Source organism: Clostridium tyrobutyricum DSM 2637 = ATCC 25755 = JCM 11008, assembly GCF_000359585.1.
In the GTDB taxonomy this organism is placed as follows: domain Bacteria; phylum Bacillota; class Clostridia; order Clostridiales; family Clostridiaceae; genus Clostridium_B; species Clostridium_B tyrobutyricum.
This window is the reverse complement of the sequence record NZ_APMH01000001.1, coordinates 165,967-182,488: the sequence shown is the minus strand read 5'-3', so window position 1 is coordinate 182,488 and position 16,522 is coordinate 165,967. Positions and strand designations below refer to the sequence as shown.

Below are 16,522 nucleotides of genomic sequence, written 5' to 3'. Positions count from 1 at the left end.
AATGAAGATAAAAAATATTACAGCTGGTTTATTGACTATGTTAATTTTAATTGTATTTTCAGGTTGTAGTAATGAAAAGTCAGAATCTAAAACAGTAAATATAGGATTCTTCCCTAATATAACTCACTCCCAGGCTTTGATTGGGAAACAAAATAAAAGTTTTGAAAAGTCTTTTGGTAAAGATGTTAAAGTTAATTGGCATCAATTTAATGCCGGATCTTCTGAGATAGAAGCATTTCTATCAGGGTCAATAGATATAGGATATATAGGACCGAGTCCTGCTATAAATGGATATACGGCATCTAGTGGAGATGTACAAATTATTTCAGGAGCTGCAGATGCTGGATCCATATTGGTCTCGAGGAAAGATGTAAATATAAAAAGTCTGAAACAGCTTGCCAATAAAAGAATAGCGGTACCTGAGTTTGGAAATACACAGGATCTTTCACTTAGAAATATACTTAAAAAATATGGATTGAAAGACAAGACAAAAGGTGGAAATGTAGAAATAGTGCAGTCTGACAATTCAGCTATTAAATCTTTAATGGTTACAGAGCAGATAGATGCAGCACTTGTACCTGAACCTTGGGGGTCAATATTGGAAAAAGAAGTTGGAGCTAAAGTTGTCCTTGATTATAATGAAGTTTGGAAAGAGGGAAATTATCCTGTAACAGTTGTACTTGTTAGAAAAGAATTTCTAGAAGATCATCCTGAATTGGTGGAAAAATTTTTAAAAACCCATGTACAACTCACCCAGTATATACAGAATAATACTGCTGATGCAGAAGATTTGGTAAATAAGCAGATTTATAGTTTAACCCAAAAATCTTTCCCAAAAAGTGTAATGGATTCTTCTTTTAGTAGAATAAGAATTACTAACGATCCAGAAAAAGATATTGTAAATCAAATGGTAGATCTTTCGATTTATGCTGGATTTTTACAGAAAAAACCAGATACAAAGAATCTTGTTAATCTTAAACCCTTAAATAAAGTACTAAAAGAAGAGGGCTTGAAGCAAATTGAATAATATATTCATGTTTATGTAAAAGGAGGGATATAGTTGTCATTAACTATAGAGGGTGTAAGTAAAAGATTTACTACAAAGACGAAGAAAAGTTTAATATTGGATAATATAAATATATCTTTTAAAGATGGAGAATTCATATGCCTTTTAGGGCCTTCCGGATGTGGAAAGTCAACACTTTTGAATATAATAGCAGGGCTTGAACAACCTACTTCCGGCAAAGTTTTTCTAGATAGCAATGAGATAAAAAATGTAGGTGTGGATAGAGCTATGATGTTTCAAGATTCGGCACTTTTTCCATGGCTTAAAGTGATAGACAATGTGGAGTTTGGAATGAAAATAGCAGGCGTACCAAAAGAAGAGAGAAGAGATAAAGCCATGAAATATCTTAGAATGGTGCATTTGACGAAATTTAAAAATTCATATATTCATGAATTGTCAGGTGGTATGAGACAGAGAGTTGCTCTTGCAAGAGCATTGACTTTGGATTCAAAGGTTCTCTTGATGGATGAACCATTTTCAGCACTTGACAGCCAGACTAAAAGTATACTTCAATTGCAACTTCAAAAAGTATGGATGCAGACGAAAAAAACCATAGTGTTTGTAACCCATAACGTTGAAGAAGCCGTACTTTTAGCTGACAGGGTCGTTGTTATGGCTGCAAATCCCGGTAAGATAAAGAGAGAATTTAGTATAAAACTGGCAAGACCAAGAACAATTGAAAATATAGATCTATCTTATGTAGTAGCGGAAGTAATGAAAGATCTTAAAGAGGAGGTGGAAAAAGTTGCAAGATCGGAATATGACAGTGATTGGAGTATTGAAGAGAGTGGCCTTTTACATAATCCTGATAATAATATGGGAAATGGTATATAAATTAAATGTGGACATATTTAAGATATGGAAGCCATATACATTTCCTTCGCCAATAGCTGTAGCCAAAACTCTTATTACACTCATTAGTAATAATACACTTGGTATAGCAATTGTTGTTAGCTTGAGAAGATTGGTAATAGGTTATTTTATATCATTGGTTATAGGAGTAGCTATAGGCTTGCTTATAGTTAGATATAAATATATTGATGAAAACTTTAGTTCATTGATACTTGGAATGCAGACACTTCCTAGTTTATGCTGGCTTCCATTTGCAATATTATGGTGTGGATTAAATGAAAAAGCCATACTTTTTGTTATTACTATTGGTTCTACATTTGCTATAGCAATAGCTACCGAATCAGGTATAAAAAATGTGAATCCACTTTATATGAAAGCTGCCAGAACTATGGGAGCTAAAGGATGGAAATTATATTTAAATGTTGTAATTCCAGCAGCAATGCCTGCAGTTATAACAGGAATGAAACAGGGATGGTCTTTTGCATGGCGAGCACTTATGTCAGGTGAAATGTTGTCTGCTACACAAGGATTAGGCCAGGTTCTTATGGTTGGAAGGAATATAGCAGATATAAGTCAGGTTATGGCGGTTATGATTGTAATATTAATTTTGGGATTGCTATTTGATAAATTTATATTTGAAAAATTAGAGAAAAATGTAAGATATAAATGTGGATTAGATAGAAGATCTTAAAGTTTATATATATTTTAGATGATTTTTAGTATACAAGGAGGAATATATAAATGGATCATTTAGACAGATTAGAAGCTGAAAGTATTTATATTTTTAGGGAGGCATATAAAAAACTTGGAAAACTTGGAATGCTGTGGTCAATAGGAAAAGATTCTACAGTAATGCTCTGGTTGGCACAAAAAGCATTTTTTGGAAATTGCCCATTTCCACTTATACATGTTGATACAACCTTTAAAATGCCAAAGATGATAGAATTCAGGGATAATGTAGCTAAGAAGTATAATTTAAATCTTATAGTTCATACAAACACTAAGGCATTAAAAGAGGGAATGGGACCTGAGAAAGGAAGACTTGTTTGTTGTAAAGCTCTTAAAACTGATGGTTTACAACAGGTAGTCGACCAGTATAAGTTTGAAGGACTCATAGTAGGTATAAGAAGAGATGAAGAGGGATCACGTTCTAAAGAGAGGGTATTTAGTGAAAGAAATGCTGAATCCAAATGGGATTATACAGATCAGCCTCCAGAGTTATGGGATCAATTCAAAACTGATTTCAAGAAAGGAAATCATATAAGGGTACATCCAATTATAAGCTGGACTGAACTTGATATTTGGGAATATATAAAGAGAGAAAATATTCCGGTAGTAGATTTGTATTTTGCGAAAAATGGAAAGAGATATAGAAGTCTTGGATGTGGTCCATGTACTAATCCTATAGATTCAAATGCATCTACAGTAGATGAAATAATTGAGGAACTTAAAAATACAAATGAAACTGAAAGATCTGGAAGAGCTCAGGATAAAGCTGATGCTCATGCTCTTGAAAAATTGAGAAAAGAAGGATATATGTAGACAATTTACAATGTACAATTGGCGGTTCACAATTTATAGATAGAAAGGATTTAGATCAAATGGCGAAAGATAGAGAGAATTTGAATATAGTAGTTGTTGGACATGTAGACCATGGTAAATCTACTTTAATAGGAAGATTACTTTACGATACAAAATCAATACCTGAAGGTGAAATAGAAAAAGTAAAGAGGATATCAGAAGAAAATGGTAAAAAATTTGAATATGCATATCTTCTGGATGCCTTTGAAGAGGAACAAAAACAAGGTATAACTATAGATATAACCATGCTTCAATTCTTTACTAAAAAAAGAGATTATGTAATTATAGATGCACCAGGTCATAAAGAGTTTTTAAAGAACATGATATCTGGAGCAGCTAGTGCAGAAGCGGCAATTTTGGTTATAGATGCTAAAGAAGGAGTTCAGGAGCAGTCAAAAAGACATGGTTACATATTGTCACTTCTTGGAATAAAGAAAGTATTTGTAGCTATAAATAAAATGGATTTGGTAGATTATTCAGAGAAAAGATTCAATCAAGTGCAGAAAGAATTCAATAAATTTCTAAACAATATAAATATATATCCAGAAAGATATATACCTATTTCAGCTGCCAATGGTGATAATGTAGCTAATAAATCAGAAAATATGCCATGGTATAATGGGGAAAATATTTTACAAAGCATGGATAGTGTGGAGAAAGACAAAGGTATTGAAGAAAAGGAACTAAGGTTTCCAATTCAAGATGTATACAAGTTTGACAGCAGAAGGATCATAGCTGGAAGAATTGAATCAGGAACTCTCAAAAAGGGAGATGAAATTGTAATTTATCCCTCAGGCAAAACTACAAAAGTAAAATCCATTGAAGCATGGCAGGATAAAGACAAAAGAGATGTAGTAACTCCAGGAATGTCTGTGGGAATTACTGTAGAAGATGAGTTCTACAATAAAAGAGGAGAATTTATATGCCACAGGAATGCTCCTATAACTGTGGGAAATATATTTAATGCCAATGTATTTTGGCTTGGAGACAATAATCTTATAAAGGATAAAACATATAAATTGAAAATTGAAACCCAGGAAGCTGAATTCAATATAATATCAATAAACAAGATAATAGATGCAGCTACACTTGACAATAGTGATGATCGCAATTATATAAAGAAAAATGATGTAGCAGAAGTAACTATAAAGACTAAAGAACCAATTTGTTTTGATAAATTCAGTGAACTTCAATCCACTGGAAGATTTGTAATAGTAGATGGTTATGATATTAGCGGTGGTGGAATTATTTCTGCAGTAGAGGATTCACTTAAAAGAAAAATAGGTGAAGTAAAAAGTAAAAATATATCTATAAGAAAAAGATTAGTATCAAGAAAAGACAGAGAAGACAGTTTAGGACAGAAAGGAAGAGTTATATGGCTTACTGGATTGCCTGGATGTGGAAAAAATGAGATAGCGGTAAAACTGGAAAAAAGACTTATGGATCTTGGAAAAAAGGTGTATTACCTTGATTCATCCCATTTAAGATTTGGTCTAAGTGCAGATCTTGCATTTACCCCTGAAGATGCCCATGAACAGACCAGGAGAATTGCGGAAGTTGCCAACTTATTTGCAGATAGTGGTATTATAACAATAGTTACATCTGTCAGCAGATTTAAAGAAGACAGGGAATATGCAGAAAATATAATCGGAAAAGAAAATTATATTGAAATATTGATAGATGCTGAAGAAGGCGTATGTAGGAAGAGAAATCCTTCAGTATTTAGTGAAGATAGTGATTCGATATTTGAATACGAAAGATCTGAATATCCAGTTATCACATTGTATGTAGATAATGCAGAATTTAATTCTGATGTAAAAGTCAAGGACATAATAAATATATTGGGATATTAATTGAATTTTACTTTTTATAGATAGCTATAATTCTATTATAGCTATCTATTTTTCTGTACTGTTTTCTCTTGAATTTTCATACATGAATTTTAGTATGATCTTATCTAATTTTTGGCTTACCCGCAAAATAGTATTATAATCTGCATTTGATGAAATTAGTAAATGCAAAAGGTCTCTTAATTTATCCAAATTGGTATCATCCATTTAAAACACTCCATATGAATCATTTCGCAGAATAGTTTTGTATCTATTAATTTTACATGATAAATATGCTATTTGCAAATAAATAAAAATTGCTAACAGCTTATTTATGAAATCGACTGTTATGTATAAAGTTATATTAATAGTTAAAGTCAGGAGTGAACACGAATTGATAGATAAATTGGACGATATTCACAATAAGGAAATAGGAAATAGACTTCGCAGGGAAAGAGAAAAATTAGAACTTACAAGAGAAAAGTTTGCTGAAATTGTCAATTTATCAGTACTTTACATAGGACAGTTGGAGAGAGGAGAAAGGCAGATGAGTCTTCCTACATTAGTAAAGATAGCTGATTCTCTTCACGTAACTACCGATTATTTAATATATGGTAAAGGTATTAATAGTCAAGATTATATAAAAGAAAATTCGTCAAAGTATATAGAATTGTCAGAAATTGATGATAAGATAAGCAGATTAAATTTTTTATTAAGTAAATGTTCTAAAAAGGAATTGGATTTAATAGAAAGAATGGTAAAGCTTATTATACCTTATATAAAGTAAAAAAAGTATGGAGAGGGGAATATTTTCTCCACTTTTTATATATATAGGCTAAGTTTTAAAATAAATGTACGATTTATATAATATATAGATATATAAATTAACCTTGGGGAGGTAATAATTTGAGTATAAAAAGAAAAGTACCACTTTTAATTGGAATGCTTATTTTAATTACTATGATAGTTTCTTCTATTGTAGTATACCATCAAACATCTACTAAACTTTATGATGTAAGTAGAGCTGAAATGAAATCCTTAACATCAAGCTATATCATAACTTTAAATCATATGATAGACAAAGAAAAAGTTAAGATGGATGGCATGTCAAATAAAAAATCTGTAATAGATCTTTTACAATTGCGCAGTGGATCTTATGGGTCGCCAGAATATAAAAATGCAGTGAAACAATCTAGTGCTGAATTAAGCAATTATGTAAAACAGCAGGGAAACCTGGAACATGCATTTATTGTAGATAAGTCAGGTACTATAATAGCTGATAGTGATTCTAATTTAATAAATAAGAATATATCAGATAGAGCCTATAATACGAAAGCATTAAAAGGACAAGATACTATTAGTGAAACAATGACATCAAAATCCACGGCTCAGCAAATAATAATATTTGCAAGTCCAATAAAGATGCAAGGTAAAATATACGGATATACAGCATCTGCAGTTTTTGCTAAGAGTTTTTCAGAATCATTTAAGAATATAACAATATCCAACACAAAGGGAAGTTATGCTTGTCTTGTGGATGAAAGCGGCAATATAGTATTTTATCCTGATGTCAGCAAAATAGGTAAACCTTTGCAGAATGACTCGCTTAAAAGCTTGTCTAAACAAATTCAAAATCGTAAAACTATAGATTCAAATTATATAAGCTATAAATATCAAGGTAAGCAAAAATTAAGTTATTTAAATTTAGTACCAAATGTAAATTGGATATTTATGGTTACTGCTGATAAAAGTGCAATACTTTCAGGAGCTAGAAAAGTTACTATAATGATTATAATTATAATGATTATAGTTGCAGTAATCGCTATTTTTGCAGGTATACTTTTATCCAAGAAAATAATTGATCCTATACAGGATATAACTGATATTGTAAACAGTACCGCAAAATTAAATTTAAACAATTTAAATAAGAACAATCAATACGATTATTTGGAAAAATCCAAAGATGAAATAGGAATTATATATAAAGCGATAGTTTCAATGCGATCTACACTGAGAAATTCAGTGGGGCAGTTACTAAGTATATCTGATAAGGTAAATAAAAATGCAATTTTTTTAGAAAATCTTACAGAGGAATTAAAAACGTATATAAGTGATACTTCTAGTGAGGCTGAAAATATATCAGCAGGTATAGAGGAAAATTCAGCTGCGGCTCAGGAAATATCATCATCTTCCTCAGAAATGTCAAGTGCAGTTAATGATATGGCAAATAAGACAGAAAAAGGCTCTGGTGTTTCAGAGGATATTGCTGAAAGAGCAGAGGAATTTAAAAAGTCATCAAATCAGTCTCAAGACAATGCTAATAATATATATAGAAGTGTAAAAGCTCAGTTGGAAACTGCAATTGAAGACAGTAAGGCTGTAAGTAAAATAAATGAACTCACTGAATCAATAATAGATATAACTAAACAGACAGATCTTTTGGCATTAAATGCATCTATAGAAGCTGCAAGAGCAGGAGAAGCAGGAAAAGGATTTACTGTAGTTGCAGATGAAGTTAAAAAATTGGCACAGGAGTCAGGTAAAACTGCAAACAATATAAAAAATATAGTTAATTTGGTAGAAAGTGCAGTAGGCAAATTAGTTCACAGCTCAAATAACGCTCTTGATTTTTTAGAAACTGCAATTTCAAAGGATTATGTAAAAATGGCAGAAATAGCAGATCAATATAATAAAGATTCATTAACTATAAATAATTTCATGATGGATTTTAGTGCGGTCTCTGAAGAATTAAATGCATCTATTGAAGGAATAGCAAAATCTACAACAGAAATGGCACAGACTATAACTGAAAGTGCAGGAGGAATGCAGAATATATCTCAAAAAACCAATAGTATATCTGAAAAAATTGACAATATTAATTCCAGTGCTATTGATAATAAAAAAAGTGTTGATTCCCTACATGAAGTTATAAATAAATTTCATTTATAATTTTATTTAAAGTATAAGTATTATAAGGATGGTAAAAAATAATTATAAATCATATAAGGTGGTGAAACCATGAAAAAAATAATACTTATACTTTTAGTAATTTTTATATTAACTAATTCAGTTAAGGCAGAGGAGTCTAAAGACTATACTGTCAAGATGAAACAGGATCTATTGTGTATTATGATGGCATACCCTGAATATGTTAAAAATGTAATAAAAGATGATAATGGATATGTATACATCATAATGAAGTCTGGAAGAAAGATATTGTATGATGACAAAAGAGAAAAAAGCTTTGATGAAAAATTATTCAATACAGATATTCAGGATATGATGGAACAATTCTATCCACTTGGCAGTATTGACAAGGTTATGGACAAAGATTCCGATCCGGGAAGATTTAGAGTTTATCCTCTTTTGGAAGAAGTATATGGGGGTTCTAGAAATGAAATAGAAAAAAATCTTGTTATAACAAATTTGGTATATAGAAATCTGCAATTCAATAAAAATAACAAGGCATCAGATTGTCTTGAAAATGCTATTAAGGAATTAGTATCTATATCTAAAAATAGTGGAAATATTGCCACTGCATTATTTCCATATAGTGGTACTTATAATTATAGAAATATTTCTGGTACCAATTTAAAAAGTCCTCATTCATTTGCTATAGCCATAGATTTGGCAAGGGATAGGAGAGATTATTGGAAGTGGACTACTGAAAAAGAAGGAACTAGTAGAATCAAATCATATCCTAAAGAGATTGTAGATGTTTTTGAAAAAAATAATTTTGTATGGGGAGGAAAATGGAGCCATTTTGATATATTACATTTTGAATACAGGCCTGAAATAGTTCTAAAATCAAAATATTATGGAAGTAGGAAAAACAGCTTGAATAAATGGTATGATGGAGCTCCATATGATAATAACATAGTTAAAGGATATATTAACAGAATTAATAATGGATTAAACTAAATTTCAAACTTTGGATACAATTAACTGAATGTATTTGTTTTTAACTGGTAACAATATTTATAGCAATTAAATTTATAATTATTAAGGCAGGGATTGCTATGAAATGTTATCAGGGAAAAATAAATTTAAATTTTATAAATATAATTATTATTGTAATTTTGTTTATGAACATATCTGTATTTAAAGTTAAAGCTGAAGAAACATATAATAAAGATGAAATCCAAAGTTCGATTCAAAAGATATTTAGTGATAGAAACAAGGCAATACTAGATGGAAATATCAAACTGGTAGAAAATATATACGATAAAAACACAAAATATGGGACTTGGGCTTATGAATATGAGGAAAAGAAGATGAAGTATATTAAAAATTGGGCTGGAAAGCAGAGTATAAAGTTTATAGATATAACACCTAAAGTTGTTGTCAAGAAAATTCGAGAAAAAGGCGATAATAAATTATCTGTGAATTTAATCTGTTCCACACAATATAGATATTCATATGTAGATACTCCTAAGGATATAACTGTATTTAGAATAGGAACTTCCCATATATTAAATATTGTAAAAAGAAATGATAAGTGGATTATTACAAAGGAATGGTATAAGGATCCTTTCGCAGATTCACTTAAAATAAACAATTTGAAGGTAGATTCCATAAAAAAATTTATACTTTCCCATACTGCTAAAGATATTTCAAATATTAGCGATAGAAGAAAAAGAGCAATTGAGTATGCAGACAGATATTGTGGCTTGGCTTCTGAAGAAAAATTTGGATACACATATAATAAAAAATATAGAAATTATAATTCACAAGGAGGAGATTGTGCAAATTTTGCATCCCAAATACTTTTTGAAGGTGGAAGGTTTAGAAAAAACCATACATGGAGCTATGATAAAAAGGGAGCTACGCGATCATGGCTAAATGCAGACGGTTTTAAAGATTACATGATATACAGCGGAAGAGCTTCAGTAGTAGCTCACGGAAGTTATGAAAAAGTTTATAAGGATTCTTATGAACTTTTACCAGGAGATTTCGTAGCTTACGAAAAGAAAGGCGACATAATGCATATATCTACAGTAACAGGTCTGGATTCAAAGGGATATGCTTTGGTGACATGCCATAATACAGATAGGGATAAGGTTCCCTGGGATTTGGGATGGAATGATAAAAATATAAAGTTTTGGATTATAAGAGTTCACTATTAATAAATATTAATACAGATAAAAATTCAGACTTAAAATCCAAGTCTGAATTTTTATGCTTTAAATGCCTTCTCCATTATCTGACACAGTATCATCTGAAGATTTATCTTTGGATTTTTTAGAACAAACCATATCTTTTATGTAATCCATTATTTGAGGAACTGAATCAACTATTTTATCGTAGGTACTATTTTGATCCAGAGATAAAAGTCTTATGGAATCTCCTTTAGTAACTAAAAATGCTACTGGTTTAACGGTTACTCCAGCTCCGGAACCACCACCAAATGGATAATCCGGCTTTGATTCATCTTTTTTGCTTGTGTCAAATTCACTTCCCCCAGAAGCAAAACCAAAAGATACTTTTGAGATTGGAACTATTAGGGATCCATCTTTGGATTCTACTGCATTTCCAACTATGGTATTTACATCTATCATATCTTTGAGATTCTCCATAGTGCTCTTTAATAAATTTTCTATAGGATGACTATCCATATGAATACCTCCTCTATTTGATTATATCTTGTTAACAGAAGTTCTTAATTTTTTAAGGCTTTTATTATCAATATATAATGATAAGATTATATATATAATTTTTACAAAACTTACGTAAATTATACTATTAATTTCTAATTTGAAATAAGATTTGTTAAAACAGGGTTTTATATTTATTTTTTGTTTTTTTAATATGAATAATCTAGATAATATTATCAATAGTGAATGGGTCAAAGAATTTATTAATCCATATAATATGGCAGTATATGCAGCATCATCAAGTCCATAGACTATGTCTATATCAATATTAATTTTGGGTTTATATTTAATTTTTAAAAGACGTTTGAAAACCATTCTAGATTTTTTTATAGTTGTTGCCAGTTGCTTGATAGAATTAGCTGAATTTATATTAAATTCTTTTTTATTTGATGTAATCTTATTCAATATATTTATATTAAAAAAATATAAATTCAATTTTTTATTATTATAAAAAATATGTAATTTTACAGGAAAAGGTATAAAAATAATGATCAAAAACAGTATAACTATAAACAAAATAAACAACCTATACCACCTTAATTCTAATATATTAATAAATATAACCTAAATATAGAAATATATACTTATATGGAATTAGTTTTAGGATTAATTTAAATATTTTAGTAAAAAATATATTTAGATAATTTTGAATAAAATATTTAAAGTCAGGAGGCAAAAATATGGGTGGAAAATTAAAAAAAGCTTTGGTATTTATCATGGTTTTATTTATAGGAATTAATATATTCAGCGATAATGTGTTTGCTGCTATAGATAAATATCCTTATATAGATGCTAGATGTGCAGTAGCTATAGATAGCAAATCCAAAGTAGTTCTATATGAGAAGAATGCTTATGAATTAGTGCCTATGGCAAGTACCACAAAAATTATGACATCCCTTGTAGCTATAAAATATGGAAATTTAGATAAAAAAGTGGAAATTTCAGTAAGATCAGCAGGTATAAGAGGATCTACAGTAGGTTACAAAAAAGGTGAAAAAATAAAATTGAGAGAGCTTTTGTATGGACTTATGCTTAGATCCGGAAATGATGCGGCCATAGCAATTTCAGAAGGAGTAAGTGGAAGCGTGGAGGAATTTGTAAAGCTGATGAATGAATATGCTAGTGGAATAGGAATATTAAATACTCATTTTGAAACACCCCATGGTCTTGATAAAGATGAGCACTATTCTACTGCATATGATTTGGCACTAGTTGCAAGTAAAGCTAAAGAAAACAAAATTTTCAATGATATTGTAGGATCGAAAGATGTAGATGGAGAAAAAAATGGATTTAGCAGAAGCTATCACAATATAAATAAAATTTTATGGGAAATTCCACAATCCAATGGAGTAAAAACAGGATATACTGGAAAAGCGGGAAAATGTCTTGTTACATCAGCCAAATTTAAGGAAAATGATATAGTTATGGTAGTATTAAATTGTCCTGGCAGATGGAAGGAAACCAAAAAAATATATGACTATGTGAGTAAAAATTATGAATTTAAAAAAATATTTTCAAAAGGTAAAATTGCATTGAAATTAAATGTAGGGAAGAAACAACTGAAACTGAAGTATGGAGAAGATGTAGTCATACCTATTGATAAAAGATGTAAATATACTTCTAAAATTATAAAACCACAGAAGATAGTATCTACAGTAAAAAAAGGTGATAATGTAGGAGAACTATATATATATAAAGATGGTAAAAAGATATATAATTCCCCACTTAAGGCAGGTAATGCAGTAAAGCTTGGAAATAAATTTATATTACCATTTTTTCATTAAAAATAAATATGAATCTAATGATTAACGACAATAAAATAAATTTTTCTTTTTGGCATCATCTATTAAATTGAATTTTCCCAAATAAATATCATCAACGAATTTTATCTCATTTATTATATTATTTACAAATTTGTTGGAAAATTTAAATCTATAATCTACGGGTATCTCATTTTGTACAGTATAGCTTATGTTATAGGGAATACTATCAACTATATACATAGGTATGATATGAGATATTCTCCTGTTTATAAGTGCATATTCATATATGCTTGCATCTATTATAATTCCATCACATACGTTGAAACAGTGTGCGAAACTTTTACTTGAAAATTCATTTATATGCAAGGTTACTATACCTTGTACTGCCATTGAATCCATATCTAAAAATTTGCAGATATGATATATAAGTGAAGACATTATAGGAGAACTGTTTGATACCATATAGTTGCTTACACAGTATTTGCATATATTTTTTAAAAATCTCTTTTTATTAGTATCCATAATTGATATCACCTTCAAATTGTATTATAATTATAATATCATAAATAAAAAATATAGGAAACATTTATAAATTTTTAGCGGCTAAAATGATTGTCAAGCTTATTTAAAGCAGTTAATGCGACAGCACATTTTTTAAAAATTGTGCTGTCGCTATATGTTTGTTTACTTAATGTACAATAATTGTACATTAAGTAAACGATTATAGAGGAATAAATGTAAAAAAAGTTAAATTTATCAATATATGCTATAATTAATTATATAAAAGATTTTTTATATTAGTTGGATAATAATATATCATGGGGGTAAAATAAATGAAAAATGAATCTTCAGGTATTATAATTGAATCTAAAGATGGAATGGCTAAGGTTAGAACTAGCAATCATGGAGATTGTGCAAATTGCGGAGCCTGTCCTGGAGCGGCGGCATCTGTAGTAAATGCTAGAAATCCCATTGGTGCAAAACCCGGTCAGCATGTCACATTTGAAATAGAAGAGACCAATATGCTAAAAGCAGCATTTGTCGTGTATATACTGCCTCTTATTGGAATATTTCTGGGGGCGCTAATTGGAACACTTATAGCTAATAAGATTGGAGGAAATTTAAAAGCATTTCAAATAGGTGGAGCAGTTATACTATTTATTTTATCACTTTTATGTGTAAAGGTTTTTGATAAGTCAGCAGGAAAGAAAGAATCTATAAAGCCTGTTATAAAGCGTATTTTATAGATAAGCTTATGAATTGATTATAAGCTTTTATCATAAATATTTTATTATAGAAATATTATCAATGATAATATTTCTATAATTTAATATATAAGTATTTTTATTAAGAATTAATAGAAAGAGGTGTTAATAGTGATAAAAAGTTTTAGAGGTGGAGTCCATCCAAATGGAAACAAGGTATACACATCAGATAAATCCATTGAAATTGCACCTGTACCTGACAAGGTTATTATACCAGTAAGGCAGCATATTGGAGCTCCAGCATCTCCGTTGGTAGAGAAAGGAGATGAAGTCAAGAAAGGTCAGCTAATTGCTGCAAGTGGAGGATTTATATCCAGCAATATACATGCTTCTATTTCAGGAAAGGTAATTGATGTGGGGAATTATCCTCACCCTACTTTTGGAGTATGTACGGCTATAGTTATTGAAAACGACGGAAAAGATGAGTGGATTGAAGGAATTCCTACAACACGTAACTTTGAAGATTTAAATGAAAGTGATATTTTAGAAATTATAAAAGAAAATGGTGTAGTGGGAATGGGAGGAGCAACGTTTCCTACTCATGTAAAACTTTCTCCACCCAAGGATAAAAAAATTGATGTATTTATTTTAAATGCGGCTGAATGTGAACCATATTTAACAGCTGATCATAGAGCTATGATAGAATATCAGGATAAAATAACAACTGGTGTGAAGATAGTAATGAAAATTTTAAAGCCAGAAAAATGTTATATTGGAATAGAAAATAACAAACCTGATTCTATAAAAAGCATGAAGCAAACTTTTTCTGATATCAGCAATGTACAGGTTGTAAGCTTGCCTACCAAATATCCACAGGGAGCTGAAAAAATGCTTATAAAAGTTTTGACAGGAAGAGAAGTTCCTTCAGGAGGGCTCCCAGCAGATGTTGGAGTTGTAGTCCAAAATGTTGGAACATTAATTGCAATAAGTGATGCAGTAGAGAGAGGAATTCCTTTAATTCAAAGAATAACTACAGTAAGTGGAGGTGCAATAAATTCTCCTAAAAATCTTTTAGTAAGAATTGGTACAAGCTTTAGCGATGCAATTAATTTTTGTGGCGGATTTTCAAAAGACCCAGTGAAGATAATTATGGGCGGTCCAATGATGGGATTTGCAGAGTCAAATTTAGACATTCCTATAATTAAAGGTGTTTCTGGAATATTAGCTTTAACAAAAAATGAAGTTAATTCAGGAAGAGAATCACCTTGTATAAGATGTGGAAGGTGTATACAAGCCTGTCCTATGGGGCTTAACCCAAGTATGCTGAGTATACTTGGACAAAATGATCTTTATAAAGAAGCAAAAGATGAATATAATCTTTTGGATTGTGTAGAATGTGGAAGTTGTGTATATTCTTGTCCAGCTAAAAGGAATATTGTTCAGTATATTAAATATTCAAAAGCTAAAAATGCAGAAGAAGCAAAAATTTTAAATAATAAAATTAGTGCTAAAGAAGCAGATACTAAAGGTGTAGAAGCTAAGACAAGTGTGGAAAAATAGAGGGGGGATTATAAAATGGCAGAGACAGAACTGACAAAAAATAAGATTTTTACTGTTTCATCTTCACCTCATGTGAGATGTGAAGAATCTATATCAAAAATAATGTGGAGTGTAAATATTGCACTGGCACCAGCCGCTATATTTGGAATTTATCATTTTGGACTGGCAGCACTAAAGATTATTATAGTTAGTATTTTATCAGCAGTTATAACTGAAGCTGTAATACAAAAAATAAGGAATAAACCAATAACTGTAAGTGACGGCAGTGCATTTTTAACTGGACTTTTGCTTGCTATGTGTGTTACTCCTACTATACCAGCATATATGGTTGGAATTGGGTCATTTATAGCTATAGCAATTTCAAAACAATCCATGGGTGGACTAGGATACAATATATTCAACCCTGCTCATATAGGCAGGGCAGCTATTATGGCTTCCTGGCCGGCAGCCATGACATTGTGGAGCAAAATGACGACCAGTGTAGATGTTGTATCTTCTGCTACTCCTCTTGGAATTTTAAAACTTGATGGATATTCCAAATTAGTTCAGACTTTTGGAGGAACAGGAAATCTTTATAAAGCACTTTTTTTAGGAAATAGAAATGGATGTATAGGAGAGACATGCACGATATTACTTGTTTTAGGAGGAGTCTATCTCATATACAAGCGATATATAAACTGGCAGGTTCCAGTTGTAATGATTGCAACTGTTGGAATTTTAACATGGATATTTGGACCTAGTGGATTTTTTACAGGAGATCCAATATTTCATATGATGGCTGGAGGACTTATTATAGGAGCATTTTTTATGGCAACGGATATGGTTACTATTCCTATAACTTTAAAAGGGCAGATTATTTTTGCTATAGGAGCAGGAGCTATTACTAGCCTTATAAGATTAAAGGGTGGTTATCCAGAAGGTGTATGTTATTCAATACTTTTGATGAATGCTGTTACACCATTGATTGATCGTCTTGTAAAACCAGTTAAATTTGGGTTGAGGAGGTAGTATT

At 30.5% G+C, this 16,522-nt stretch carries 17 protein-coding genes; 13 read left to right on the top strand and 4 right to left on the bottom strand.

Translation table 11 applies throughout. The features are described 5' to 3' along the window. Position 1: 1 nt before the first annotated feature. From J418_RS0100900 to J418_RS0100880, 5 genes are read left to right on the top strand one after another with little or no spacing between them, the layout of a single operon-like run. Positions 2 to 1,027, top strand: coding sequence for an aliphatic sulfonate ABC transporter substrate-binding protein (locus tag J418_RS0100900; RefSeq protein ID WP_017751062.1), 1,026 nt, complete (start codon positions 2 to 4; stop codon positions 1,025 to 1,027). Positions 1,028 to 1,060: 33 nt separating this feature from the next. Continuing rightward, a complete protein-coding gene (locus J418_RS0100895) occupies positions 1,061 to 1,900 on the top strand; it encodes an ABC transporter ATP-binding protein (RefSeq protein ID WP_017751063.1) in 840 nt (279 codons plus the stop codon). After that, positions 1,890 to 2,609 carry an ABC transporter permease gene (locus tag J418_RS0100890; protein ID WP_236901712.1) on the top strand — a complete coding sequence of 240 codons (720 nt, stop codon included), beginning with the start codon at positions 1,890 to 1,892 and terminating at the stop codon, positions 2,607 to 2,609. Before J418_RS0100895 ends, J418_RS0100890 begins: the two co-directional genes overlap by 11 nt. Before the next feature lie 50 nt (positions 2,610 to 2,659). Further along, on the top strand, positions 2,660 to 3,460 hold the full coding sequence (gene cysD / locus J418_RS0100885) for a sulfate adenylyltransferase subunit CysD (protein WP_017751065.1): 801 nt from the start codon (positions 2,660 to 2,662) through the stop codon (positions 3,458 to 3,460). 59 nt (positions 3,461 to 3,519) lie between these two features. Further along, entirely contained in the window at positions 3,520 to 5,352 is a 1,833-nt protein-coding gene (locus tag J418_RS0100880) for a GTP-binding protein (RefSeq protein ID WP_017751066.1), read from the top strand. A gap of 45 nt (positions 5,353 to 5,397) precedes the next feature. Here the strand turns inward: J418_RS0100880 and J418_RS15990 are convergent, their stop codons facing one another. After that, positions 5,398 to 5,556, bottom strand: a complete 159-nt coding sequence (locus J418_RS15990) for a Spo0E family sporulation regulatory protein-aspartic acid phosphatase (protein ID WP_017751067.1) — start codon at positions 5,554 to 5,556, stop codon at positions 5,398 to 5,400. A 166-nt stretch (positions 5,557 to 5,722) separates the two neighbouring features. Here J418_RS15990 and J418_RS0100870 point away from each other — a divergent pair, with 166 nt between their 5' ends. The 4 genes from J418_RS0100870 to J418_RS0100855 all read left to right on the top strand — a co-directional run bounded on the left by J418_RS0100870 (position 5,723) and on the right by J418_RS0100855 (position 10,454). Beyond that, entirely contained in the window at positions 5,723 to 6,115 is a 393-nt protein-coding gene (locus J418_RS0100870; RefSeq protein WP_017751068.1) for a helix-turn-helix domain-containing protein, read from the top strand. 119 nt (positions 6,116 to 6,234) lie between these two features. Continuing rightward, positions 6,235 to 8,277, top strand: a complete 2,043-nt coding sequence (locus J418_RS0100865; protein WP_017894586.1) for a methyl-accepting chemotaxis protein — start codon at positions 6,235 to 6,237, stop codon at positions 8,275 to 8,277. Positions 8,278 to 8,346: 69 nt separating this feature from the next. Next, on the top strand, positions 8,347 to 9,249 hold the full coding sequence (locus J418_RS0100860; protein WP_017894585.1) for a M15 family metallopeptidase: 903 nt from the start codon (positions 8,347 to 8,349) through the stop codon (positions 9,247 to 9,249). 98 nt (positions 9,250 to 9,347) lie between these two features. Beyond that, the gene (locus J418_RS0100855; protein ID WP_017751071.1) at positions 9,348 to 10,454 is read left to right on the top strand and encodes an amidase domain-containing protein; all 1,107 of its coding nucleotides are present in this window, start codon (positions 9,348 to 9,350) and stop codon (positions 10,452 to 10,454) included. A 57-nt stretch (positions 10,455 to 10,511) separates the two neighbouring features. On the opposite strand, the gene ytfJ is transcribed toward J418_RS0100855, so the two are convergent. Both ytfJ and J418_RS16745 read right to left on the bottom strand, forming a co-directional pair. Further along, a complete protein-coding gene (gene ytfJ, locus J418_RS0100850) occupies positions 10,512 to 10,943 on the bottom strand; it encodes a GerW family sporulation protein (RefSeq protein ID WP_017751072.1) in 432 nt (143 codons plus the stop codon). 21 nt (positions 10,944 to 10,964) lie between these two features. Then, the gene (locus J418_RS16745) at positions 10,965 to 11,297 is read right to left on the bottom strand and encodes a DUF2953 domain-containing protein (RefSeq protein ID WP_235807013.1); all 333 of its coding nucleotides are present in this window, start codon (positions 11,295 to 11,297) and stop codon (positions 10,965 to 10,967) included. Positions 11,298 to 11,662: 365 nt separating this feature from the next. Here J418_RS16745 and J418_RS0100840 point away from each other — a divergent pair, with 365 nt between their 5' ends. Beyond that, positions 11,663 to 12,766, top strand: a complete 1,104-nt coding sequence (locus tag J418_RS0100840; protein ID WP_017894584.1) for a D-alanyl-D-alanine carboxypeptidase family protein — start codon at positions 11,663 to 11,665, stop codon at positions 12,764 to 12,766. A gap of 21 nt (positions 12,767 to 12,787) precedes the next feature. Here the strand turns inward: J418_RS0100840 and J418_RS0100835 are convergent, their stop codons facing one another. Next, a complete protein-coding gene (locus J418_RS0100835; protein ID WP_017751075.1) occupies positions 12,788 to 13,267 on the bottom strand; it encodes a hypothetical protein in 480 nt (159 codons plus the stop codon). A 311-nt stretch (positions 13,268 to 13,578) separates the two neighbouring features. On the opposite strand from J418_RS0100835, the gene J418_RS0100830 reads away from it, so the two are divergent. From J418_RS0100830 to J418_RS0100820, 3 genes are all read left to right on the top strand, one after another. Then, on the top strand, positions 13,579 to 13,992 hold the full coding sequence (locus J418_RS0100830) for a SoxR reducing system RseC family protein (protein WP_017894583.1): 414 nt from the start codon (positions 13,579 to 13,581) through the stop codon (positions 13,990 to 13,992). A 129-nt stretch (positions 13,993 to 14,121) separates the two neighbouring features. After that, positions 14,122 to 15,510 (top strand): electron transport complex subunit RsxC, encoded by a 1,389-nt coding sequence (gene rsxC, locus J418_RS0100825; protein ID WP_017751077.1) that lies wholly within the window; start codon positions 14,122 to 14,124, stop codon positions 15,508 to 15,510. 15 nt (positions 15,511 to 15,525) lie between these two features. Next, positions 15,526 to 16,518, top strand: coding sequence for an RnfABCDGE type electron transport complex subunit D (locus J418_RS0100820; RefSeq protein ID WP_017751078.1), 993 nt, complete (start codon positions 15,526 to 15,528; stop codon positions 16,516 to 16,518). Positions 16,519 to 16,522: the final 4 nt, after the last annotated feature.